Below are 21550 nucleotides of genomic sequence, written 5' to 3' on the forward strand. Positions count from 1 at the left end.
TGCCGCTTTGGTACAGCGGCACCCTTGAAATCAGCATGATTTCCTCTACAAAAAATTTACATCAATTCTATTTGCCTGCAATCTTATGAAGTGGTCGTTCAGTTCCGGATGATCATAATGTATGTCCTCATCATTAAGGTCGGTAAACGAAAGGAACGTATCGTTTTTTAGTGTGCCGTATAAAAAATAACCATACCCTTCGGTGGTTTTTTCGAATAGTACTTTTGTATGCGGCGTCCTCTCCACTTCATATGAGTCAGACAGATTCATTGCTATCTCTACTTCGTATTCCTTTCCGATTTCTATCGCGTAAGGGCACGAGTTTGCGAAGCATTCAATGGTATGGCCATCGATCAATAATGTTACGTGTTCTTCGTTTAAAGAATTGATATGGAGTACTTTTGCTTTTTTTATATTATTCATCATGTGGCCTAATAGTTTTGTCCTTTGCGTCGCTGTTAATTGCTTTCCAAAAATCTTTCCCGGTTTTGGTGTGCAGCGTGGTTATTTCTTGCTGCTTGTTCGTGCCGACAAACGCAAACTTTGCATTTCCTTTGCTGTTGTTAGCCAGAAACATAACGAACCCGGTTCTATTTTCATTAGCGTATGAATACTGAATTTTTATTCCGTTACTTATAACGTAGCGAGCTGTGTCGCGATAGTCATCCGCATTCTGCGCTCCGAACTCCCTACCGTGTTTCTTGAAGTGATCATTGAGCTTCTCTTGTGTACCAAAATCATCTGGCGAACGAGGAGGATGAGGAAGCGCGGGCTCACTCTCAGCAATCTTCACCTTGCCGGCAGGATCCTCAACCTCAACCCCAACCACTGCCCCGCATTTCCCCGTCCCCGGACACTCACTCAACCCCAACGGATCAACCCACCCCGTCGGACTCCGCGTGTACTGGTACTGATTCACCCCCCCAGCCAACTTGCTCGGATCCGGCGTCAAATACCGTCCAACCTCCGGTTGGTAATACCGATGCCGGTTGTAGTGCAGCCCGCTCTCGGCATCAAAGTACTGCCCCTGAAACCGCAACGGCTGGTCGAGGATCTGGTGGGTGTCTCGATAGAGGCGGGTGAGGCGGCCGTAGGCGGTGTATCGGGCGGCCCAGACGATGTCGCCGCTGTAATCCGTGAGCTCTTGCGGTGTACCGAGATGATCGAGCTGGTAGTAAAAAGGACAGGCCTTGCGCGGGCCTTTGCCGTCGAGCATGGCCAGCGGGCGGAAGCTGCCCGGTTCGTAGACATAGCTGCGGTAATGCTCGCGGCTGCTTTCGGCGACGAGTTTGTCGCCCTGCCAGAAGAACTCGGTGGTTTTGCCATCGGCAGTTTTGCTGATACGACGGCCGAATGCATCGTAGCGGTAAGTGGCCTGGCTGCCGTTGGGCAGGGTGACGCCGATCAGCCGATGCTGGCAGTCGTAACGATATTCAGTGACAAGTTTTTGCCCTGTACCGCGGCGTTCGCGGCTGAGGTTACCGAAGGCGTCGTAATCGTAATGCCGGTCGCCTTGCATCAGTAGACGATTACCCAGCACCTTCGCTACGCCGGGTCGATCCTGCATCAGCAGGTTTCCGGCCGGGTCGTGGGCGAAGCTTTCCGGTTGGTGATCGCGGGAGTGGCGGACGCGAATCAGCCGGTCGAGCGGGTCATAGTGATAGCTGCGCTGTCCGTGGCGGGAGTCGGCGATGCTGTCGAGATTGCCATTGGCGCTGTAGGCATAATCGCGGCGATACAGCGATTGCTGCTGTTGGCTTACGGCGTGGGCCTTCAGACGCCCCTGGTCGTCAAACTGATACTCGCTGAGCAAAAGGCCCTGACGTCGGGTCTGCTCGCGATTGGCGACAAAGGTATGCGACGTCAGGCGAGCGCCATTGAGGTCAATGGCCGTCAGTGCGCCGCCCTTCGCGTGGTGGTAATCGAGTTTGCTGTTGTCCGGCAGGCGCAGGTGATTGAGTTGTCCACAGGCATCGTAGCCATAGCGCAACGTGCCCCAACCCTGATGTTCGGTGATCAGCCGGTCCTGTTGGTCGAATTCGAACTCCAGCGGGTGATCGTTGCCGTCATCGACGCTGACCAGTCGTCCAAGGCTGTCATAGCGGTACTCGACATTGACGCCGTCCGGCAGCGTCTTGACCAGCAAGCGTCCAGTCGAATCCCGTTGATAAGCGGTAATCAGTGTCGAGTCGTCATCACCGAACTCGGTTTTCTCCAGCAGATGACCGTTCAGGTCGTAGGCATACGCGACGCGGCGACCATCGAACCCGGTTTCCTGTCGGATCAATCCATTGGGTGTGTAGTCCAGCTGATATTTTTCGCCGGATTCGTTTTCAATCCCGGTCAGCAGTAACTGTGCGTTGTCGTAGCGATAATGCCGTTGCGTGCCGTCGGGATTGATCCTGCGGCTCATTAGGTGCAGATCATCGGCGTATTCAAAACGGGTGATGCGGCCCAGCTCATCACGTTCGGCAACGATCTTGCCGTAGGCGTTGTAGCTGAGCGCGCGACTGGTGCCTGTGGGAAACGTCGTCTGGATCAATCGTCCAACGGCGTCCCATTCGTACCGGGTGACGGCACCGTGTTCGTCCTGACGGGTAGTCTGCCGGCCAAGCACGTCGTAGGAAAAACGCCGCTGGCTGCCATCCGGCAAGGTCTCTTCGATCAACTGGCCCAGGGCATTGCGGACGAAGAGATGCCGACTGTTGTCTGGATAACGGGCCGACAGCAGCCGACCTTTTTCGTCGTAGTGATAGTGGGTGACATGCCCGTCAGGATCGGTCGCTTCGGTGACGTCACCCTGAGCATTGCGCTGGTACTTCCACACCGCTTTGCCGCGATACTGCGCATGCAGGAAACCATTGCGGTATTCGTAGGAAGTCGGCTCGCCTTCAGGTGGAATCAGGGCAATCAGTCGCCCGATTTCGTCATAGTGGTAATGGGTAATCGCTCCCAGCGGATTCTTTTCAGCAATCAGCCGGCCTTTTTCGTCATAGGCGTTGAAGTGTTCCGCCCCGTCCGGTTCAACCTGCCGCACGAGCCGCGCCTGATGATCGTGCTGGTAAAACGCTTCGCTGCCATCGACGTTTTTGACCCGCACGCCATCGTTGTCATCCCAGACATACCGCGTGTCCATTTGCGAAAACGACGCCCAATGTCGGACGCATCGCACAGCCTTGCCGGACCTTTCCCACTCCCAGAAGAAACTCGCGCCACCGGCCAGTTGCCGCTGCAAAATGACCTGCTGGCCGTCATAGTCGTAGCGTTCGCTTTCACCGAGGGCATTGGTGGCTTCGATCAAGCGATGACAGGCGTCGTAGCGGTAGGCAACCAGTGTCTGCTCGGTACGCCAGGCGTCTTCCAGCGTGGCGGCTGGGTGAAAGCTTTGATACTCGACGGCGACGAGGTGTCGGCGCTCATAGCGCAATCGCAGTGAACGCCCGGCGCCGTTGTCGAGGCGCATGATTCTGTCGGATCTGTCGCGCTGCACCGTCAGCCGGTTGCCATAGGCGTCGCTGATGGCCGTCAGTCGTCCTGTCCGGAAGTGGTAAAAGCGCGTTGCTTCGCCGGCCAGTGCGAGGATCAGTTCTTCCGGCTCGTCCCCCAGATAAATTGCCGCCCGCGACAGGCTGTTGTGGATGGCCGGTCGTTCGCTGTTCGGCAGCGGGAAAGTGATGCGACGGTTTTCGTGGTCGATCCAGCTGACGTTGTTGCCGTCGATTTCCAGCCGATGCGCCAGGGAATGACTCCAGCCAAATCCGAGCCCACCGTCGATTTCGACGGCACTGGTGCGATACACGCGGGTGAACTCGAACGGCAACAGACCATCCAGCGAGCCATCGATCAGGGTCAGCAGTTCTTCGCCGGTGACCATCGACACCGGGCAGCCGTTGGTCGCGGTGTTGTCCGCTGAATCGACACTGTCGCCGTTCGGGTTTTTCGCCGGGGCGGAGGCATCATCGCGATGTTCCTGCCGGCTCAGGCGGGTCCTGGTTTGGGACTTGTTGCGAGCAATGGCGAGCGGATTGTTGACCTGCACAGCCGCTGATTGACTGTCGTTGATGTGCAGTGGAACCGCTGGCGCAGGTTTGAGCGGCGCACCCCGGGCGTTGACCATCAAAGGTTTAAGCGCGCCCGCGTGACGGGTAAGGTCGGCGCCCGTCGTAAGCCCGGCCAGTCGCAGACTCGCCGCCGCCAGCCATTGTCGGGCTCGCTCGGACTTGATCTTGCCCAGTACTTTGGCGCTCATTCCGACGTTCAGGCCTGCAGGACTCGTGAGGCGCACCAGCAGGAAACCGATCAGTATCTCTGTACGAATTTCCGCCACCACCTCGGCGACGTACTGCGGCGGCAACAGGCGCAACCAACTGGTGAAGGCCGCGAGATGGATGAACATCAACGGCTCATCGCTTAACACCAGCAGCACGTTGGCGATGGCTTCGGCCGATGCGTTCAACAGCGTTTCGAGCTCAACCTCGCTCAGGTACTCAAGGAGTTTTTCGCTGTTGGCTTGCAGATCTGCCATCAGGGCAAATACCTGCTTCACGTCATCCCACAAACCGTGCAGCGATTTCTCGAAGCCACGCCAATCGGCCCGTTGCAGCAGGCCATAGCGCTCAGTGAATCCTGCCTCGGTAAAACCCGCCCACAGTGGTTGAAACTCGGTTGTCCATTCGTTGCGCAACCAACCTTCAAGTTCGTCGATCACGCTTTGATAAGAGGCGTAAAGCGCTTCGACGTGTTCGGTGGAAACGTCGGGAAAGAACGTGATGCGGTAACGCTGGCCACGCCAGCATTCAGGAATTTCGAGAATGCCGCTGGGGCCGATAACTTTGTGGACCGGCTTGCCAAACGTCGGTACGCCGTTGTCTTCGGCCAACATGGGTTCGAGCATCACCGGCGTATCGCCGATCGGCACGAAGCGCGCGGCTTCAAACAGGTGCACCAGGGTCAACGGGCCGCTGGCCGGGCACGTGGCGAGTGTCGAACTGACAGGCGCGGTGGAATCCTTCGGTGCGCTCAAGCGAACGTCGTTGCCGACCTTGAACACCTGTTCTACGTCCAGCGCCCAACCGGTCCAGAAATTTTCCGCCCAGGCTTCGTAGTCGTTGAGGCAGAGACGAAAATCCCCGAGCAGCGCTTCGACGTCCGGTTGCCCGGGGTTCATGGCGGCGACCACGAGCAGACCGATGGCGTTGTTCAAGGCCAGGACCTTGTCGGGGTTGAACATTCGCAGTCCCTCGCGCGGGTCGATTTTGATCGCGAGACTTTGCGGGGGATCAACGGGGAAAGAAGTCGGGAAAAGAGGCGTTTGGTGTAGGGCGAATCGCTAAATCATGGGCAGCGCTTCGGAACAGGTTTTGTCAGCGTCGGGAGATTGCCCGTTGCTCTATGTCGACCGCGCTCGTTATGCTGCTGAACCCTTTAATCAAATCCGCGATTCAGCCGTACCTGAGTCGGTCGGGATGTCATTAAAAACGGATCAGACGCGATGAATGCACCGCTGAAAGAGTTCGGCCCGATCAAAGCCGTGATTTTCGATATGGACGGCCTGCTGCTGGACACCGAGGGCATTTACACCGAGGTGACTTCGATTATTGCCGGGCGCTATGGCCGGACTTTCGACTGGAGCGTCAAGCAGAACATCATCGGCCGTGGCGCGGGCGATCTGGCGCGTTATGTGGTCGAGGCGCTGGAACTGCCGATCACCGCCGAGGAGTTCCTGGTGATCCGCGAGCCGCTGATGCGCGAGCGTTTTCCTACAGCGTTGGCGATGCCCGGTGCAGAGGAACTGGTTCGGCACTTGAAGGCCAACAACATTCCGATTGCGGTGGGCACCAGTTCTTCGCGTCAGTCGTTTGGCCAGAAAACCACGTTGCATCGCGACTGGTTTGCGCTGTTCGATTTCATCGTGACGGCCGATGACCCGGAGGTCGGCGCAGCCAAGCCGGCGCCGGATATTTTCCTCACGGCAGCACGACGCCTGGGCGTGGCGCCTGAGGATTGCCTGGTGTTCGAAGATTCGCCGTTCGGTGTCACGGCGGCGAAAGCGGCGGGGATGACGGCGATTGCGATTCCCGATGCGGCGATGGCTGACGAAAAATACGCACACGCCGATGGCATTCTTCGTACGCTGAAAGCGTTCAAACCGAGTGCATGTGGTTTGCCAGTGCTCGAGTGGGCGTAACGCGCAAATGTAGGAGCGAGCGGTGCGGCGATCCGACTTGCCCGCGAAGGCGTTCTGTCAGTCAACATTAGTGTCGATTGACAGAACGCCTTCGCGGGCAAGTCGGATCGCCGCACCGCTCGCTCCTACATTTACTTTGCGTTTGACTGAGCCGTATCAGGCGCCAAAACCACCATCGATGGTCAGGCTCGCCCCAGTGATATACCCCGCTTCCGGCCCCACAAGGTAGGCGACGAAACTGGCGATCTCTTCCGCTTTGCCGTAACGGCCCACCGCCATCAACGGGATCAGGCTTTCGGCGAAGTCGCCGCTGGCCGGGTTCATATCCGTATCGACCGGGCCCGGTTGCACGTTGTTGATCGTGATGCCGCGCGGGCCTAGGTCGCGGGCCAGGCCCTTGGTCAGGCCGACCAGCGCCGATTTGCTCATGGCGTACGGGCCACCACCGGCGAAGGGCATGCGGTCGGCGTTGGTGCTGCCGATGTTGATGATGCGACCGCCTTCGGTCATGTGTTTCGCGGCGGCCTGGGTGGCGATGAACACGCTGCGTACGTTGATCGCCAGCGTCTGGTCGAAGTCTTCGAGTTTGAAATCTTCCAGCGGGGCCACGGCCAGCACGCCAGCGTTGTTGACCAGGATGTCCAGGCGACCGAAGGCTTTGACGGTGGCGCTCACGGCGTTGCGAATGGCCTCGGCGTCGGCACTGTCAGCCTTGATGGCCAGCGCTTTGCCGCCGTTACCGGTGATGCTGTTTTGCAGCTCTTCGGCCTTGGCCGTGGAGCTGACGTAGGTGAAGGCAACGGTTGCGCCTTCAGCGGCCAGGCGTTTGACGATGGCTGCGCCGATGCCGCGGGAACCGCCTTGAATCAAAGCCACTTTGCCGCTGAGGTTCTGAGTAGTCATGTCGATCTCCAAAGTCCCGAGGCGAGATGTCCCGGTTGATGGAGCCTAGTATCGATTCCCGATTACACGCTGAGTAGCCGGTAATTGCGATAGTCTGTGTAAACCAGAAGTTTATAGTGGCGCCTATGGAAACCTTCAGCAGTATCGAATGCTTCGTGCGCAGCGCGGAAGTCGGCAGCTTTGCCGAAGCCGCGCGGCGACTGAGCCTGACGCCCGCAGCGGTGGGCAAGAGTGTGGCAAAACTTGAAGCGCACCTCGGCGTGCGGCTGTTTCAGCGCAGCACTCGCAGCCTGACGTTGACCGAAGCCGGTCAGCTGTTTCTCGGCGAAGTCAGTTCCAGCCTGCTCACCATCCAGAATGCGGTGGCTAACCTCGCCAGCGCTGAAGGACGTCCGGCCGGTACGCTGAAAGTCAGCATGGGCACAGTGTTCGGCCGTTTGTATGTCGTGCCGTTGCTGGGTGAGTTTCTGCGGCGGTTTCCGGCAATCAACCCGGATTGGCATTTCGATAACCGACAGGTCGATCTGATCGCTCAGGGGTTCGATGCCGCGATAGGTGGGGGATTCGAGCTGCCGCAAGGCGTCGTGGCGCGCAAGCTGACGCCGGCCCATCGGGTGTTGGTGGCGTCAGCCGACTATCTCGCGGGGCGTGAGGCGATCATCGGGCCCGATGACCTCAAACATCACGATGGCATCCTCATTCGGTCGCCGCAGACGGGGCGCGTGCGTTCCTGGCAGTTGACCAGTCGCAGTCAGCAACACAGTCCCCTGACGCTCAAGGCGCGGATGACCATGAGCGATTCGGAAGCTGCCTGCGCGACTGCGACTCAAGGGTTGGGTATTGCGCTGGTGAGCATGCCGTTTGCTGCGGGGTATCTGGAGGCGGGGACGTTGCAGCGGGTGCTGCCCGATTGGTACGTCGACGATGGCAACATTTCTATCTACTACGCGGAGCACAAATTGTTGCCGGGCAAGACCCGGGTATTTGTGGATTTCATTATTGAGCAGTTTGCGGAGCAGGGGTTGGGGCGGCGGTTTAGTGCGGTTTGAGTCTGGCTTTGGACCGAGGTGCTGCCATCGCGGGCAAGCCCGGCTCCCACAGGTTTCGTGTCGTTCCACAATGATGTGTACAACGCAGAACCTGTGGGAGCCGGGCTTGCCCGCGATGAACGATAACGCGGTCTACCTGCCAAACCGCCCTGGCCAACCGACTATGTTCTTCGGCCGCGGCGTCGCATAAGTGCGCACCTTCGACGTCGACAACCCCAGCCGCACCAGCGACTCGGCAATGGTCACCGCCGCCGTCACACCATCCACCACCGGAACCCCGGTGCGCCGGCGAATCTGTTCATCCAGCCCGGCCATCCCGCCGCAGCCGAGGCAGATCACCTCGGCCTTGTCCTCAAGTACCGCCCGTTCAGCCTGATGAACAATCGCTTCCAGCGCCCGCTGCGGATCGGCTTCCAGCTCCAGCACCGCCAGGCCACTGGCCCGCACCGACGCACAGCGGTCCCAGAGCCCGGAGAGTTTCAGGCGGTCTTCGATCAGCGGCACCGTTCGATCCAGCGTAGTAACCACCGAATAGGCATGACCGAGGAACATCGCCGTGCTCGCCGCCGCATCGGTGATGTCCACCACCGGCACGTTGAGCAATTCCTGCAAGCCTTCGCGGCCGTGCTCGCCGTAACCCGCCTGGATCACCGCATCGAAAGGTTGGTCGTAGGAGATCACCCGGTCCATCACAGCAATGGCGGCCAGGTAGCTTTCGAAATTGCCTTCAATGGAGTCGGCACCGAAATGCGGTGTCAGGCCGATGATTTCGGTGCCTGGCGCGGCCACGGCTTGAGCCGAACGCGCAATGGCCTGGGTGATGGATTCAGTGGTGTTGACGTTGACCACGAGAATTCGCATGGGAAGTCCTTATAGCGGGGTGGTTCTGCGGCCCGACGGTGCCGGGCCGTCATGGGGTTAATGGCTGACGTTGTCGACCGCGATGGCTTCACCGCTGACGTCGGCGTAGTGGGGCTGCCGCTTGGCGATGATCAGGTAAAGCATCCCGGCAATGCCGGCGCCAATCAGCCAGGAAAAGGGCGATACGAGGTGGAAACCCGGCACCAACGCCAGGACGATGGCGATCAGCGCTGCAGGAATGAACGCCGCCACCGCACGTAAATTGACGCCACGGCTGTAGTAATAAGCGCCGTCGGGATCCTCGCTGTACAACTGCGGCACGTTGACCTGACCTTTTCGTACAAGCCAGTAGTCGACCATGATCACGCCATACAACGGGCCGAGCAGGGCGCCGAGGCCGGACAGGAAATACACGATCACCAACGGGCTGTTGTAGAGGTTCCACGGCAGGACCAGCACCGCAATGGTCGCGCTGATCAATCCCGCGCGGCGGAACGTCAGGTACTTGGGCGCCAGGTTACTCAGCACGAAGGCCGGGGCGACGAAGTTGGCCATGATGTTCACTGCCACGGTGACGATCAGGAACGCCAGGCACCCGAGTACCAGAAAGAAGGTGTTGGGAATCGACGCGATGATTTCAGTCGGACTTTCGATGATCCGGCCGTTGATCTGAAATTGCGCACCGCACAGCAGGACGGTGATACCCGCGAATACCAGAATATTCACCGGCAGGCCCCAGAAGTTTCCGATCTTGATGGTCTTGCGGCAGGGCGACGAGCGAGCGAAGTCGCAGAAGTTAAGGATGAGGGTGCCGTAGATCGACAGCCACAACGCGCCACCGGCAAAGATGTTGCGCCACATCTCACCACCGGTCAGCGGTTCGCGAATCGACCAGGCGATGGTCGCGTTGGCCTGAAAGTACATCCATGCGGCGAGGGCGGCGACGGTCAGCAAAATGACCGGGCCGGCGAATGCCTCGTAGCGCCGCACCATCTCCATGCCATAGGCGAGGATCACCAGTTGCACGAACCAGATCGCCACGAAACACACCCAGCCCAGGCTCGACAAGCCGAGGATCGAGTCGTGGTCGTAGTCGGCGAAACCGGGGTGCACGGCCGTCAGCAGAACACGAAAGACTACCGACGCCAGGTACGTCTGAATCCCGAACCAGGCAATGGCGATAACGGCGCGAATCAATGCAGGAATCTGCGCCCCGTGAATGCCGAAACTGATCCGGCTGATGACCGGAAACGGCACACCGGTCTTTTGGCCCATGTAACCGGACAGGTTCATAAAGCAATACACCAGCGCCGCGCCGATTCCCAGGGAAAGCAGAATCTGCCAGCCGCCCAGGCCCAACGCATACAAACCGATGGCGAAGGAGTAGTTGGCGATGTTGTGAACGTCGTTGGTCCACAGGGCGAAAATGCTGTAGCGGCCCCAGCGCCGGCCTTCGGCTTTGGTCGGCGCCAGGTCTTTGTTGTGCAGGCGCGGGCTGAGCACCACGGGTTCTGGAAAGGTCTGATCGTGAGCAGTGGGTGGAAAGGAGGGCAGATCCAGCGCGATGTTGTTATTAGGGAGGCTAGTACGCATTCCGGCAGGCTCCGAGCTTGGCGTCGCGATGACTGTGCATGAGCGTGGGCTCGACAAATCTTCGTCGCAGGCAACAAGCATCATTGGTTACGGGGCATCTGCAGCCTGTACGGGATAGGGCGCTTCAGGCTTGCGGATCTAAAGTGTGTGTATGTTTTGATGTTGTTGTATACAAAACATGTGTGCACTTAAGCCAGATCCATGCCAGCCAGAGGTCTATGATTTTTGCTGCTAATTTCGTTTTGTTATTGATGTGCAATAAGTGATTGAAATTAAGGAGATATAAATTGACCGCATGAACAGATATTTAATTTTCAGCGGGATTCGCGGGGAGGGTCTACGGAGGAATTCAGGAAGGGCGGATGTAACCATTTGGGGCGCAGAAACAAAAAGTGCACACATAAATGGCGCCTATGGTGACATTCGTGTGTACACATTTATAAAGCCAGTCACGCCCTGTAGGAGCCGAGCTTGCTCGCGATAGCGGACTGACATTCAACATCTATTTTGACTGTTCGAACGCTATCGCGAGCAAGCTCGGCTCCTACAGGGAGTTGCGAAGTCAGAGGTTACGCCTTGGACTTGCTGATGATGTTACCGGCATGCAACCCGCATTCTTTCTGCGTCGCCTCTTCCCACCACCAACGACCTTCACGCTCGTGCTGGTTCGGCAGCACCGGACGGGTGCACGGTTCGCAGCCGATGCTGATGAAGCCGCGCTCATGCAGGCTGTTGTACGGCAGCTCGAGCATGCGGATGTAACCCCAAATCTCTTCGCTGGTCATTTGCGCCAGTGGGTTGAATTTGTACAGGGTGCGTTCCGGGGTGGAGAAGGCGGTGTCGATTTCCAGCACCGCGACGGCGCTGCGGGTGCCAGGGCTCTGGTCCCGACGCTGGCCGGTGGCCCAGGCGGTCACGCCGGACAATTTGCGGCGCAGAGGTTCGATCTTGCGGATGCCACAGCATTCACCATGGCCGTCCTTGTAGAAGCTGAACAGGCCTTTTTCCTTCACGAACGGTTCAAGTTTCGTGTAGTCCGGCGACACCAGTTCGATGTCGATCTTGTAGTGCTCGCGCACCTGATCAATGAAGCGGTACGTTTCGGGGTGCAGTCTGCCCGTGTCGAGGCTGAACACTTTGACGTTCTTGTTCAGCTTCCAGGCCATGTCCACCAGCACCACGTCTTCGGCGCCGCTGAAAGATATCCACAGGTCATCGCCGAACTCGGCAAACGCGAGTTTCAGGATGTCCTGGGCGGATTTGTTGGCATAGGTCGTGGCGAGTTCCACGACATCGAACGATGGGCTCATCAGGGCGGCTTCCTACAGGTCGGTGGCGCTGGGCGCTCTATATGGGGCTGATGGTAACAAAATCCTGCAGTGGCTGGCGCGCCCTCTGCGTTGCGCAGCCCCGCCCGAGTCGCTAGAGTTCGGCAGTCCTTTTGCTCGCTCGACTCAATAATCAATACAAATGGGAGTGTCTTGTGGAAATTGCATGTCTGGATCTGGAAGGTGTGCTGGTCCCGGAAATCTGGATCGCGTTCGCCGAAAAAACCGGGATCGAATCCCTGAGGGCCACCACCCGGGACATTCCCGACTACGACGTGCTGATGAAGCAGCGCCTGCGGATTCTCGACGAGCATGGCCTGAAACTCACCGACATTCAGGAAGTGATCGCCACCTTGAAACCGCTGGACGGCGCCATCGAGTTCGTCAACTGGCTGCGCGAGCGCTTTCAGGTGGTGATTCTGTCGGACACGTTCTATGAGTTTTCCCAGCCGCTGATGCGTCAGTTGGGCTTCCCGACCTTGCTCTGTCATCGCCTGATTACCGACGACACCGGGCGGGTGACGAGCTATCAGCTGCGTCAGAAAGATCCGAAGCGTCAGTCGGTTCTGGCCTTCAAGAGCCTCTACTATCGGGTGATTGCGGCGGGGGATTCGTACAACGACACCACGATGTTGGGCGAGGCGGATGCGGGGATTCTGTTCCATGCGCCGGATAACGTGATTCGCGAGTTTCCACAGTTCCCGGCGGTGCATACGTTTGAGGATTTGAAGCAGGAGTTTATCAAGGCTTCGAATCGGGCGTTGAGTTTGTAAATACGGACCCTGTAGGAGCGAGCTTGCTCGCGATGGACTTGAGGGTGCCACGGGGTGTCAGGCCTCCCGTGTAATCGTTAACGACCATCGCGAGCAAGCTCGCTCCTACAGGTTTTGCAGGGTGTCGAGTAGTACTTTCACCTTGGTAATCGACTCCTGATACTCGGCCTGCCACTCCGAGTCCGCGACAATCCCGCCGCCGCCCCAGCAACACACCTGTCCATCCTTCACCAGTAAGCTGCGAATCGCGATGGAGCTGTCCATCTCGCCGCGCACGTCCAGATACAGCAACGAACCGCAATACAACCCGCGCCGGGTCGGCTCCAGCTCATCGATGATCTGCATCGCGCGGATCTTCGGTGCGCCGGTAATCGAGCCACCCGGGAAGCTGCCGGCAATCAGGTCCAGGGCATCCCGGTCATCCGCCAGTTCGCCGGTCACGCTGCTCACCAGGTGATGCACGTTCGGATAACTTTCCAGGCTGAACAACTCCGGCACACGCACCGAGCCGATGCGGCAAGTTCGGCCCAGATCGTTGCGCAACAGGTCGACGATCATCAGGTTTTCCGCGCGGTCCTTGGGGCTGGCCAACAATTCGGCGGCGTTCGCCGCGTCTTCGGCGGGGGTCAGGCCGCGAGGGCGGGTGCCTTTGATCGGGCGGGTTTCAACGTGACGTTCGCTGACTTTGACGAAACGTTCCGGCGACAGGCTCAGCACCGCGCCACCGTCGGGCAGGCTCTGGAAACCTGAAAACGGTGTCGGGCACGCCGCGCGCAACGCGCAGTAAGCGGCCCACGGATCGCCTTCGCACTCGGCGCGGAAACGTTGGGCGAAGTTGACCTGATAGCAGTCGCCCGCCTGGATGTATTGCTGAATGCGCTCCAGTGCGTGGCGATATTGATCCGCGCTCAAGTCGGCATTCATCGGGGCTTTCAACTTGAAAGGTTTGGCCGCTTCAACCGAAGGTTCACTGAACAGCGCGATCAGGCGCAGACGTTCGCTGTCAATCAGTGACGGGTGGAACACCAACTGACTGGTCATCCGTTGGTGATCGCTGATCAGCGCCCAGTCGTACAGTCCGAAACGCGCATCCGGCAACTGCAAGTCGTCCCGCGCCTGGCTCGGCAGATGCTCCAGATGCCGACCGAAGTCGTAGCTCAGGTAACCGATCAGGCCGCCAGCGAAGGGCAGGTCAAACGGAACCGCGGCTTCACCGAGTCGTGTCAGATTGTCGCGAAGGCGTTGCAGGAAATCGCTGCCGCTTTCGTCAGGTAACACTGCCAGTTGTTCCAACGGCCACGCACTGAGCAGGTCATAACGTCCACGATCAGCCGTCGGCCGGCCGCTGTCGAGCAGCACGGCACCGGGGGCATGACGGATCGCCGCGAAGTACTCGGCGGGGTTGGCGCGATAGGGCAGCGGGTGTACGGAGCAGGTCAACATGGGCGGGGCAGATCAGCCATCGAGGCGGGGGTGCGATTGTAGTCCCCTCGGGGAATTGCTCCTAGAGGGGATGTCGGGGATTGGTACATTTGGAGCGGCTGGCGCTAGACCTGTGGCGAGGGGGCTTGCCCCCGTTGGGCTGCGAAGCGGCCCCAAAATCAGGCCTGCTGCGCAGTCCAACGGGGGCAAGCCCCCTCGCCACAAGGTCAGCCTTCAACCGCAGGAATATGCCCGAACATCTCCTGAACAAACTCGACCCGCTCCTGCACCGTCTCGGTGATCCCGCGAGCCTTCAGCTCTTCCAGCCGCGCCTCGACCGCATGGGTGCGCAACGTCAATCCGCAATCATTGGCGATCTGGATGTTCAGCCCCGGTCGGGCGTTCAACTCAAGAATCAGCGGCCCTTTCTCCTGGTCCAGCACCATGTCGACACCGATGTAACCCAGCCCGCACAGCTCATAACAGCCGGCGGCGAGTTTCATGAAGCCGTCCCAGTAGGGCAGTTGCACACCGTCCACCGCGTTGGTGGTGTCCGGGTGTTTGGTGATGATGTTGTTCAGCCAGGTGCCGCGCAGGGTCAGGCCGGTGGCGAGGTCGACACCGACGCCGATGGCGCCCTGGTGCAGGTTGGCCTTGCCGCCGGACTGGCGCGTCGGCAGGCGCAACATCGCCATCACCGGGTAGCCCATCAGCACGATGATGCGGATATCCGGCACGCCTTCGTAACTGATGCTTTTGAAAATCTGATCCGGCGTCACGCGGTATTCGATCAGCGCCCGATCCCGGTGTCCGCCCAGCGAATAGAGGCCGGTGAGGATGCTGGAGATATGGTGCTCGATTTCCTCATGGCTGATGATCTTGCCGGACACCGTGCGATAGCGCCCCTCGAAACGGTCGGCTACCACAATGATGCCGTCGCCACCCGCGCCCTGAGCCGGTTTGATCACGAAGTCGTTGCGCCCGCCGATGATCTTGTCGAGGTTGTCGATCTCTTTCTCGGTGGAGATCACGCCATACAGTTCCGGCACATGAATGCCGGCGGCGATCGCCCGTTCCTTGGTGATGATCTTGTCATCGACGATCGGGTACAGGCTGCGTTTGTTGTACTTGAGCACGTAGTCCGCGTTGCGCCGATTGATCCCCATGATGCCCCGGGCTTCGAGGGCCTTCCAGGTCTTCCAGAAGCCGAACATCAGGCGTCAGCCTTCTTCAGGAACGCCTTGAAACGCACCAGTTCAGTCAGGCGGTAACCACGATAGCGCCCCATCGCCAGCATGAAGCCCACCAGAATCAACAGGACCGCCGGGAAGGTGAACACGAAGTAAATCAGTTCCGGCACGCTCATGATCAGGTGCGCCAGGGTGGCGGCAAACAAGGTGCCGATCGCCACTTTCATCGCATGCCCGGAACCGCGTTCTTCCCAGGTAATCGACAGGCGTTCGATGGTCATGGTCAGAATCACCATCGGGAACAGCGCCACGGACAACCCGCGCTCCAGGCCAAGCTTATGGCTGAGCAGACTGATCGCCGCGATCAGCACCACCACAAACGTCAGCACCACCGACAACCTTGGCAACATTTGCAGTTTCAGGTGTTCAAGGTACGAGCGCAGCGACAGCCCCAGCGCGGTGATGATGGTAAACAGCACGATACCGAAGCCGAGCTGGGTTTCGCGGAAGGCGAGGGCGATCAGCACCGGGGTAAAGGTGCCGAGGGTCTGCAAGCCGATCAGGTTGCGCAGGATCAGGATCACCAGCACGCCGATCGGGATCATCACCATGATCATGAAGGTCTGCTGGGTCTGCAGCGGCAGGCCGTACAACGAGTATTCGAGGAAGTTGGCGTCGGTGTTTTCGTCGGTCAGCTTGGCCAGGCGAATGGCGTTCATTTCGCTGTTGTTCATGCTGAACGTGACGGTGGCTTTCTTACCGCCATCGACGGTGATCAGGTTTTCATCGCCGGTCCACCACAGCAGGCGGTCGGTCGGCAGGCCTTGCTCACCGGTTTCCGGGTTGAAGTACAGCCAGTCGGTGCCGTTGAAGCTGCGCAGCCACAGTTCTGGTGTTTGCGGTTGGTCGGCCACCAGGCGAATGGTGTGGACCTTTTCCACCGGCACGTGGGCGATGGACAGTACCAGTTCGACGATTTTGGCCTTGTGCCCGCTGGACGGATCGCCACCCAGCAACAGTTTCACGTTGTCGTCGTTGAGGTTGTTGACCCGTTTGATCGCTTCGCCAATGAAGGTTTCGACGTCGGCCGAGTGCTGGCGAATCGGTGCGAGCAGGGCTTCGGCGGCAACTTTTTCTGCGCCTTCGACGGCGATGCTATCGCGGAAGGTCGGGCCTTTGATCTTGGATTTTTCACCGGTGTAGCGCTTGGTCAGCACCAGGCGGTAATAAAGGGTCTGGTTGCCCTTGGCCCGGCGCGCCGACCAGGTGACCTTGCGGTTCCCGTCGACACGGTTCACAGCCACGCCGTAATTATTGGAGATAAAACTTTCGTTGAGGCTGACGTAATCGCGGCTCAGCGGTGGCACGAACATCTGGATCTTGACCGGGTCCTTGGCGCTCGGGACGAACTCGACCTTGGCGTCGATGTTCCACAAGTCGTCGGTGGCGTCTTCGGTCACGGGAATGCCGAGCACGAAAATCTGATAGGCCGTAACTGAAATGCCCAGCACCACCAGGATGGCGATCAGCATTTTCAGATGGAGGGTAAGAGAGCGCATTGGAATTACTCTGCGGTGTGTGCGTCGGTGGCGCAGGCGGGTTTGCCAGCAGCGTATTTAAGACTGGGGTCGACCAGCGCATCAAAGCGCTTGAGCGCTTCGGAGCCGATCAGGAGCGGGTATTGGAAAGCGCTTCGGTCGGTCAAGTTCACTTCGATGCTGCGTAAAGCCGAACCCATGCAGATGTCCAGCTCGATCACCGGACGGGCGGTGTATTTCTTGCCTTCGTCCGGATCGTAGTCGCCGGCGCGGCGCTTGATCTTGCTGACGCGGGCCAGTGGCCGTTCGATCGGGTGCGAGTGCGCCGCGTCGATCGCCAGATAGAAGCGCACCCAGGATTCGCCATTGCGTTTGAAGCGTTTGATGTCGCGGGCGCTCAGGGAGGCGGTTTTCGCCCCGGTGTCGAGTTTGGCCGCGACTTCCAGATTGATGCCGTCCAGCGAGGCGTACTCGTTGAGGCCGTACACGGTCTTTTCCCCCGCCGCGGCGACACCGGGCAGGCAGAGCAGATAAAGGAAGGTGGGGAAGGGCTTGAGTCTCATAAATCCTGGTGCGCAGCGGTCCGTGTTTCGATTCAAGGCCCTGGCATCGCTGCGCAAGCTCCCTCGTATGCCTATCAGCTATTTATGACAAGCAGTGCAGATGTCACAAACAAATGCGGGCGGCATTCTAGCACGGTGGTTTTATGGCGCCAGCGTTGGCCTTTTGGGTTTGGTGTTCTCGCGTGGGCGCGGGCGGAGGTCGCGGGGGGTGTATATCCGTTATTTGTGTGAGGGCGGCTATTGGTTCCGCTCTTACAGCGGGTTACTTGGAAAAGCGCCAAGTAACCAAGCGCTTTTGCCCCTTTCGTTCGGCCCTTCGCTTAGGCTCAGGGTGCCCTCGCTCCGGTCCTGCTCCGTGGGCCCGCCGCCATCGGCCATCCATGGCCGGGGGCGGCTAACCCGGCATCCATGCCGGGTTGCCCACTGCGCAGAACCTCCACTTGGCCTCTCGAGGGGGCGTGCACCGCAAAAGCACCGCGAGGCGGCCTGCGGGCCGACCTGGCTCTTCGGATGTATGCATTCCCCCTGTGGGAGCTAGCCTGCTAGCGATGGACGTTAACGATTACGCGTACGGTCTGAATGAACGCGGTGTCTGGACGTCCATCGCTAGCAGGCTAGCTCCCACAGGGGATTTTTGGCGGGCATGAGATGGGTGTTCACCACCGATGACCTTGACGCACATCAGGTCGGCTATCAGGCCGCCTCGCTTTGGCTTTTGATCTTGATCTGCCCCGTCGGAAGGCCGAGCGCAGGTTCTGCGCAGTGGGCAACCCGGCATGGATGCCGGGTTAGCCGCCCCCGGCCATGGATGGCCGATGGCGGCGGGCCCACGGAGCAGGACCGGAGCGAGGGCATGCCGAGCCACAGCGAGGCACCGTACGTCAGGGGCGCAGGCGCTTGGTTACTTGGCGCTTTTCCAAGTAACCCGCCGTAAGGGCGGAACCATTAGCAGCCGTTACCGCAGCAACGGATATGCACACCATCAAAAAAACCGTCTGCCGCCAAAAGCAGCAACGGATAGGTACTCGGTCTACGCTAAAAACAATCCGGTTATTAGACGATTGTCGACAATACCCATTTATCCTTTGACTAAGAGGCCTATATTCGCTAGTTTTTGCCGCATCAGCTTTCAAGGTGTCGACAATATGCTGGATCAACTCGATCCCCCGGTCATTGCTCAGGACGATTCGGAAACACTTTCCGAGAACGTCTTCCGACGCATTCAGGCGGCCATCGTCAAGGGCGAGATCGCCCCGGGCAGCAAGATCTCCGAGCCGGAACTGGCGCGCACCTATGGCATCAGCCGCGGCCCGCTGCGTGAGGCGATCCACCGTCTGGAAGGCCAGCGCCTGCTGGTTCGCGTGCCGCACGTCGGGGCGCGGGTGGTTTCCCTGAGTCACGCCGAGCTGCTGGAGCTCTACGAAATCCGCGAATCTCTTGAAGGCATGGCCTGCCGTCTCGCGGCGGAACGCATGACCGTCGAAGAAATCGACGAACTGCGCCACGTCCTCGAAACCCACGAGCGCGATGCGGCGTTTCAGGCCGGTGTCGGCTATTACCAGCAGGAAGGCGATTTCGACTTCCATTACCGAATCATCCAGGGCAGCGGCAATCGCACCCTGACGCAGATGCTCTGCGGCGAGCTTTATCAACTGGTGCGCATGTACCGCATCCAGTTTTCCACCACACCCAATCGCCCGCGCCAGGCCTTTGCCGAGCACCACCGGATTCTCGACGCCATCGCCGACCGTGACGGTGAACTGGCCGAGTTGTTGATGCGCCGTCACATCGGCGCCTCCAAACGCAATATCGCCCGTCATTACCAGGACGGCGCCACTAAGACAGCCACTGAACGAGGTGAGTCATGAGTTTTAACAAGAGCACTCCAGGTCAGCGTTTCCGCGATGCGGTCGCCAGCGAACATCCGCTGCAAGTGGTCGGTGCGATCAACGCCAACCACGCGCTGCTGGCCAAGCGCGCCGGTTTCAAGGCGATTTACCTGTCGGGTGGCGGGGTGGCTGCCGGCTCCCTCGGCGTGCCGGACCTGGGCATCACCGGCCTGGACGACGTGTTGACCGACGTGCGTCGCATCACCGACGTCTGCGACCTGCCGCTGCTGGTGGACGTGGACACCGGTTTCGGTTCCTCGGCGTTCAACGTCGCGCGCACCGTCAAGTCGATGATCAAGTTCGGCGCGGCGGCGATTCACATCGAAGACCAGGTCGGCGCCAAGCGCTGCGGTCACCGTCCTAATAAAGAGATCGTTTCGCAGCAGGAAATGGTCGACCGCATCAAGGCGGCGGTTGATGCGCGCACCGATGACAGCTTCGTGATCATGGCCCGCACCGATGCGCTGGCGGTGGAAGGTCTGGAGTCCGCACTGGATCGCGCTGCGGCGTGCATCGAGGCCGGCGCCGACATGATCTTCCCGGAAGCCATCACCGAACTGGAGATGTACAAGCTGTTTGCCAGCCGCGTGAAAGCGCCGATCCTGGCCAACATCACCGAATTCGGCGCGACACCGCTGTACACCACCGAGCAGCTGGCAGGCGCGGATGTATCGCTGGTGCTGTACCCGCTGTCGGCCTTCCGCGCGATGAACAAGGCCGCGGAAAACGTCTACACCGCGATCCGCCGCGACGGCACGCAACAGAACGTGATCGACACCATGCAGACCCGCATGGAGCTTTACGATCGCATCGACTACCACACCTTCGAGCAGAAGCTCGATGCGTTGTTTGCCGCCAAAAAATAATGCCCCTGTAGGAGCGAGCTCGCTCGCGATGGACGTCAACGATGACGCGGGAAAATTGATACCCCGCGGTGTCTGATCCACCATCGCGAGCAAGCTCGCTCCTACAGAGAGCGATATGAACGTGATTGATTTGCCGATTCCCCAACAAATTCAAGAAAACTGGAGACAGCAATGGCCGAAGCAAAAGTACTCAGTGGCGCCGGGCTCCGTGGCCAGGTTGCCGGGCAAACCGCACTGTCCACCGTGGGCCAGTCGGGCGCCGGCCTGACCTATCGCGGCTACGACGTTCGCGAACTGGCGGCTGACGCCCAGTTCGAAGAAGTGGCCTACCTGCTGCTGTACGGCGAACTGCCGACCCAGGCGCAACTGGACGCCTACTTCAGCAAACTGGGCAAGCTGCGCGACCTGCCGCAAGCGCTCAAGGAAGTGCTGGAACGCATCCCCGCCGACGCCCACCCGATGGACGTGATGCGCACCGGTTGCTCGTTTCTGGGCAATATCGAACCGGAGAAAGATTTCTCCGAGCAGCACGACAAAACCGACCGCCTGCTGGCCGCATTCCCGGCGATCATGTGCTACTGGTATCGCTTCAGCCACGATGGCAAACGCATCAGCTGCGTGAGCGACGAACAATCCATTGGTGGCCACTTCCTGCACCTGCTGCACGACAAGAAGCCGAGCGAGTTGCACGTCAAAGTGATGAACGTTTCGCTGATCCTCTACGCGGAACACGAGTTTAACGCTTCGACCTTCACCGCTCGGGTGTGTGCATCGACCTTGTCCGACCTGTTCTCCTGCATCACGGCGGCCATCGGTTCCCTGCGCGGTCCGCTGCACGGCGGCGCCAACGAAGCGGCGATGGAAATGATCGAGCGCTTTTCGTCGCCGGAAGAGGCGATCAAAGGCACCCTCGGCATGCTCGAACGCAAGGACAAGATCATGGGCTTCGGCCACGCGATCTATAAGGACAACGATCCGCGTAACGAGGTGATCAAGGGCTGGTCGAAAAAACTCGCTGACGAAGTGGGCGACACGGTGTTGTTCCCGGTCTCCGAAGCCATCGACAAGACCATGTGGGAGCAGAAAAAACTGTTCCCGAACGCCGACTTCTACCATGCGTCGACGTACCACTTCATGGGTATCCCGACCAAGTTGTTCACGCCGATCTTTGTCTGCTCGCGCCTGACCGGCTGGGCGGCGCATGTGTTCGAACAACGTGCCAACAACCGCATCATCCGCCCGAGCGCCGAATACACCGGCGTCGAACAGCGCAAGTTCGTGCCAATCGAACAACGCTGACCGGGGAGGGGCGGCTGAACCGGGAACCTGTAGGAGCCGAGCTTGCTCGCGATGACGGACTGACATTCAACATTGATGTCGACTGATAT

General features: G+C 59.3%; 16 protein-coding genes. 6 read left to right on the top strand and 10 right to left on the bottom strand.

Annotation, left to right across the window (positions count from 1 at the left end; translation table 11 throughout):
• Positions 1-45: 45 nt before the first annotated feature.
• Positions 46-426 carry a UCP019853 family protein gene (locus tag ACA066_RS08935; protein ID WP_497698914.1) on the bottom strand — a complete coding sequence of 127 codons (381 nt, stop codon included), beginning with the start codon at positions 424-426 and terminating at the stop codon, positions 46-48.
• Positions 416-5230, bottom strand: a complete 4815-nt coding sequence (locus ACA066_RS08940) for an RHS repeat-associated core domain-containing protein (protein WP_497698915.1) — start codon at positions 5228-5230, stop codon at positions 416-418. Before ACA066_RS08940 ends, ACA066_RS08935 begins: the two co-directional genes overlap by 11 nt.
• Before the next feature lie 261 nt (positions 5231-5491).
• Here ACA066_RS08940 and ACA066_RS08945 point away from each other — a divergent pair, with 261 nt between their 5' ends.
• The gene (locus ACA066_RS08945; protein WP_497698916.1) at positions 5492-6187 is read left to right on the top strand and encodes an HAD-IA family hydrolase; all 696 of its coding nucleotides are present in this window, start codon (positions 5492-5494) and stop codon (positions 6185-6187) included.
• 156 nt (positions 6188-6343) lie between these two features.
• Here ACA066_RS08945 and ACA066_RS08950 read toward each other — a convergent pair whose 3' ends face one another.
• Complete coding sequence (locus ACA066_RS08950; RefSeq protein ID WP_497698917.1) at positions 6344-7090, bottom strand: 3-oxoacyl-ACP reductase family protein; 747 nt, start codon at positions 7088-7090, stop codon at positions 6344-6346.
• 125 nt (positions 7091-7215) lie between these two features.
• Here ACA066_RS08950 and ACA066_RS08955 point away from each other — a divergent pair, with 125 nt between their 5' ends.
• Positions 7216-8139 carry a LysR family transcriptional regulator gene (locus ACA066_RS08955; protein WP_497698918.1) on the top strand — a complete coding sequence of 308 codons (924 nt, stop codon included), beginning with the start codon at positions 7216-7218 and terminating at the stop codon, positions 8137-8139.
• Between the two features lie 132 nt (positions 8140-8271).
• Here ACA066_RS08955 and ACA066_RS08960 read toward each other — a convergent pair whose 3' ends face one another.
• The 3 genes from ACA066_RS08960 to ACA066_RS08970 form a co-directional block, all read right to left on the bottom strand.
• On the bottom strand, positions 8272-9000 hold the full coding sequence (locus ACA066_RS08960) for an aspartate/glutamate racemase family protein (protein WP_497698919.1): 729 nt from the start codon (positions 8998-9000) through the stop codon (positions 8272-8274).
• 57 nt (positions 9001-9057) lie between these two features.
• The gene (locus tag ACA066_RS08965) at positions 9058-10593 is read right to left on the bottom strand and encodes an NCS1 family nucleobase:cation symporter-1 (RefSeq protein ID WP_497698920.1); all 1536 of its coding nucleotides are present in this window, start codon (positions 10591-10593) and stop codon (positions 9058-9060) included.
• Positions 10594-11162: 569 nt separating this feature from the next.
• On the bottom strand, positions 11163-11903 hold the full coding sequence (locus tag ACA066_RS08970) for a phosphoadenylyl-sulfate reductase (RefSeq protein ID WP_008042297.1): 741 nt from the start codon (positions 11901-11903) through the stop codon (positions 11163-11165).
• Between the two features lie 173 nt (positions 11904-12076).
• On the opposite strand from ACA066_RS08970, the gene thrH reads away from it, so the two are divergent.
• On the top strand, positions 12077-12694 hold the full coding sequence (thrH, locus tag ACA066_RS08975; RefSeq protein WP_497698921.1) for a bifunctional phosphoserine phosphatase/homoserine phosphotransferase ThrH: 618 nt from the start codon (positions 12077-12079) through the stop codon (positions 12692-12694).
• A gap of 105 nt (positions 12695-12799) precedes the next feature.
• Here the strand turns inward: thrH and pabB are convergent, their stop codons facing one another.
• The 4 genes from pabB to rloA all read right to left on the bottom strand — a co-directional run bounded on the left by pabB (position 12800) and on the right by rloA (position 17407).
• The gene (gene pabB, locus ACA066_RS08980; RefSeq protein WP_497698922.1) at positions 12800-14137 is read right to left on the bottom strand and encodes an aminodeoxychorismate synthase component I; all 1338 of its coding nucleotides are present in this window, start codon (positions 14135-14137) and stop codon (positions 12800-12802) included.
• Between the two features lie 206 nt (positions 14138-14343).
• Positions 14344-15330 carry an alpha-L-glutamate ligase-like protein gene (locus ACA066_RS08985; RefSeq protein ID WP_253438844.1) on the bottom strand — a complete coding sequence of 329 codons (987 nt, stop codon included), beginning with the start codon at positions 15328-15330 and terminating at the stop codon, positions 14344-14346.
• Positions 15330-16865, bottom strand: coding sequence for an osmotic stress tolerance membrane protein RloB (gene rloB, locus ACA066_RS08990; RefSeq protein WP_497698923.1), 1536 nt, complete (start codon positions 16863-16865; stop codon positions 15330-15332). The genes ACA066_RS08985 and rloB overlap by 1 nt, the downstream gene beginning before the upstream one ends.
• 5 nt (positions 16866-16870) lie before the next feature.
• Complete coding sequence (gene rloA / locus ACA066_RS08995; protein ID WP_214381807.1) at positions 16871-17407, bottom strand: retropepsin-like aspartic peptidase RloA; 537 nt, start codon at positions 17405-17407, stop codon at positions 16871-16873.
• Between the two features lie 1148 nt (positions 17408-18555).
• On the opposite strand from rloA, the gene ACA066_RS09000 reads away from it, so the two are divergent.
• The 3 genes from ACA066_RS09000 to prpC all read left to right on the top strand — a co-directional run bounded on the left by ACA066_RS09000 (position 18556) and on the right by prpC (position 21461).
• The gene (locus ACA066_RS09000; protein WP_174602652.1) at positions 18556-19275 is read left to right on the top strand and encodes a GntR family transcriptional regulator; all 720 of its coding nucleotides are present in this window, start codon (positions 18556-18558) and stop codon (positions 19273-19275) included.
• Entirely contained in the window at positions 19272-20162 is an 891-nt protein-coding gene (gene prpB, locus ACA066_RS09005; protein ID WP_461951125.1) for a methylisocitrate lyase, read from the top strand. The genes ACA066_RS09000 and prpB overlap by 4 nt, the downstream gene beginning before the upstream one ends.
• A gap of 171 nt (positions 20163-20333) precedes the next feature.
• A complete protein-coding gene (gene prpC, locus ACA066_RS09010) occupies positions 20334-21461 on the top strand; it encodes a bifunctional 2-methylcitrate synthase/citrate synthase (protein ID WP_497698924.1) in 1128 nt (375 codons plus the stop codon).
• The last annotated feature ends 89 nt before the right edge of the window (positions 21462-21550 follow it).

It is taken from the genome of Pseudomonas sp. LBUM1651, from assembly GCF_059716135.1.

Coding starts and splice junctions, on each gene's coding strand:
- ACA066_RS08950 (WP_497698917.1), bottom strand. CDS start 7,090: ATGACTACTCAGAACCTCAGCGGCAAAGTGGCTTTGATTCAAGGCGGT.
- ACA066_RS08940 (WP_497698915.1), bottom strand. CDS start 5,230: ATGTTCAACCCCGACAAGGTCCTGGCCTTGAACAACGCCATCGGTCTG.
- ACA066_RS08965 (WP_497698920.1), bottom strand. CDS start 10,593: ATGCGTACTAGCCTCCCTAATAACAACATCGCGCTGGATCTGCCCTCC.
- prpB (WP_461951125.1), top strand. CDS start 19,272: ATGAGTTTTAACAAGAGCACTCCAGGTCAGCGTTTCCGCGATGCGGTC.
- ACA066_RS08960 (WP_497698919.1), bottom strand. CDS start 9,000: ATGCGAATTCTCGTGGTCAACGTCAACACCACTGAATCCATCACCCAG.
- ACA066_RS08935 (WP_497698914.1), bottom strand. CDS start 426: ATGATGAATAATATAAAAAAAGCAAAAGTACTCCATATCAATTCTTTA.
- pabB (WP_497698922.1), bottom strand. CDS start 14,137: ATGTTGACCTGCTCCGTACACCCGCTGCCCTATCGCGCCAACCCCGCC.
- ACA066_RS08970 (WP_008042297.1), bottom strand. CDS start 11,903: ATGAGCCCATCGTTCGATGTCGTGGAACTCGCCACGACCTATGCCAAC.
- rloA (WP_214381807.1), bottom strand. CDS start 17,407: ATGAGACTCAAGCCCTTCCCCACCTTCCTTTATCTGCTCTGCCTGCCC.
- rloB (WP_497698923.1), bottom strand. CDS start 16,865: ATGCGCTCTCTTACCCTCCATCTGAAAATGCTGATCGCCATCCTGGTG.
- ACA066_RS08945 (WP_497698916.1), top strand. CDS start 5,492: ATGAATGCACCGCTGAAAGAGTTCGGCCCGATCAAAGCCGTGATTTTC.
- prpC (WP_497698924.1), top strand. CDS start 20,334: ATGGCCGAAGCAAAAGTACTCAGTGGCGCCGGGCTCCGTGGCCAGGTT.
- ACA066_RS08955 (WP_497698918.1), top strand. CDS start 7,216: ATGGAAACCTTCAGCAGTATCGAATGCTTCGTGCGCAGCGCGGAAGTC.
- ACA066_RS08985 (WP_253438844.1), bottom strand. CDS start 15,330: ATGTTCGGCTTCTGGAAGACCTGGAAGGCCCTCGAAGCCCGGGGCATC.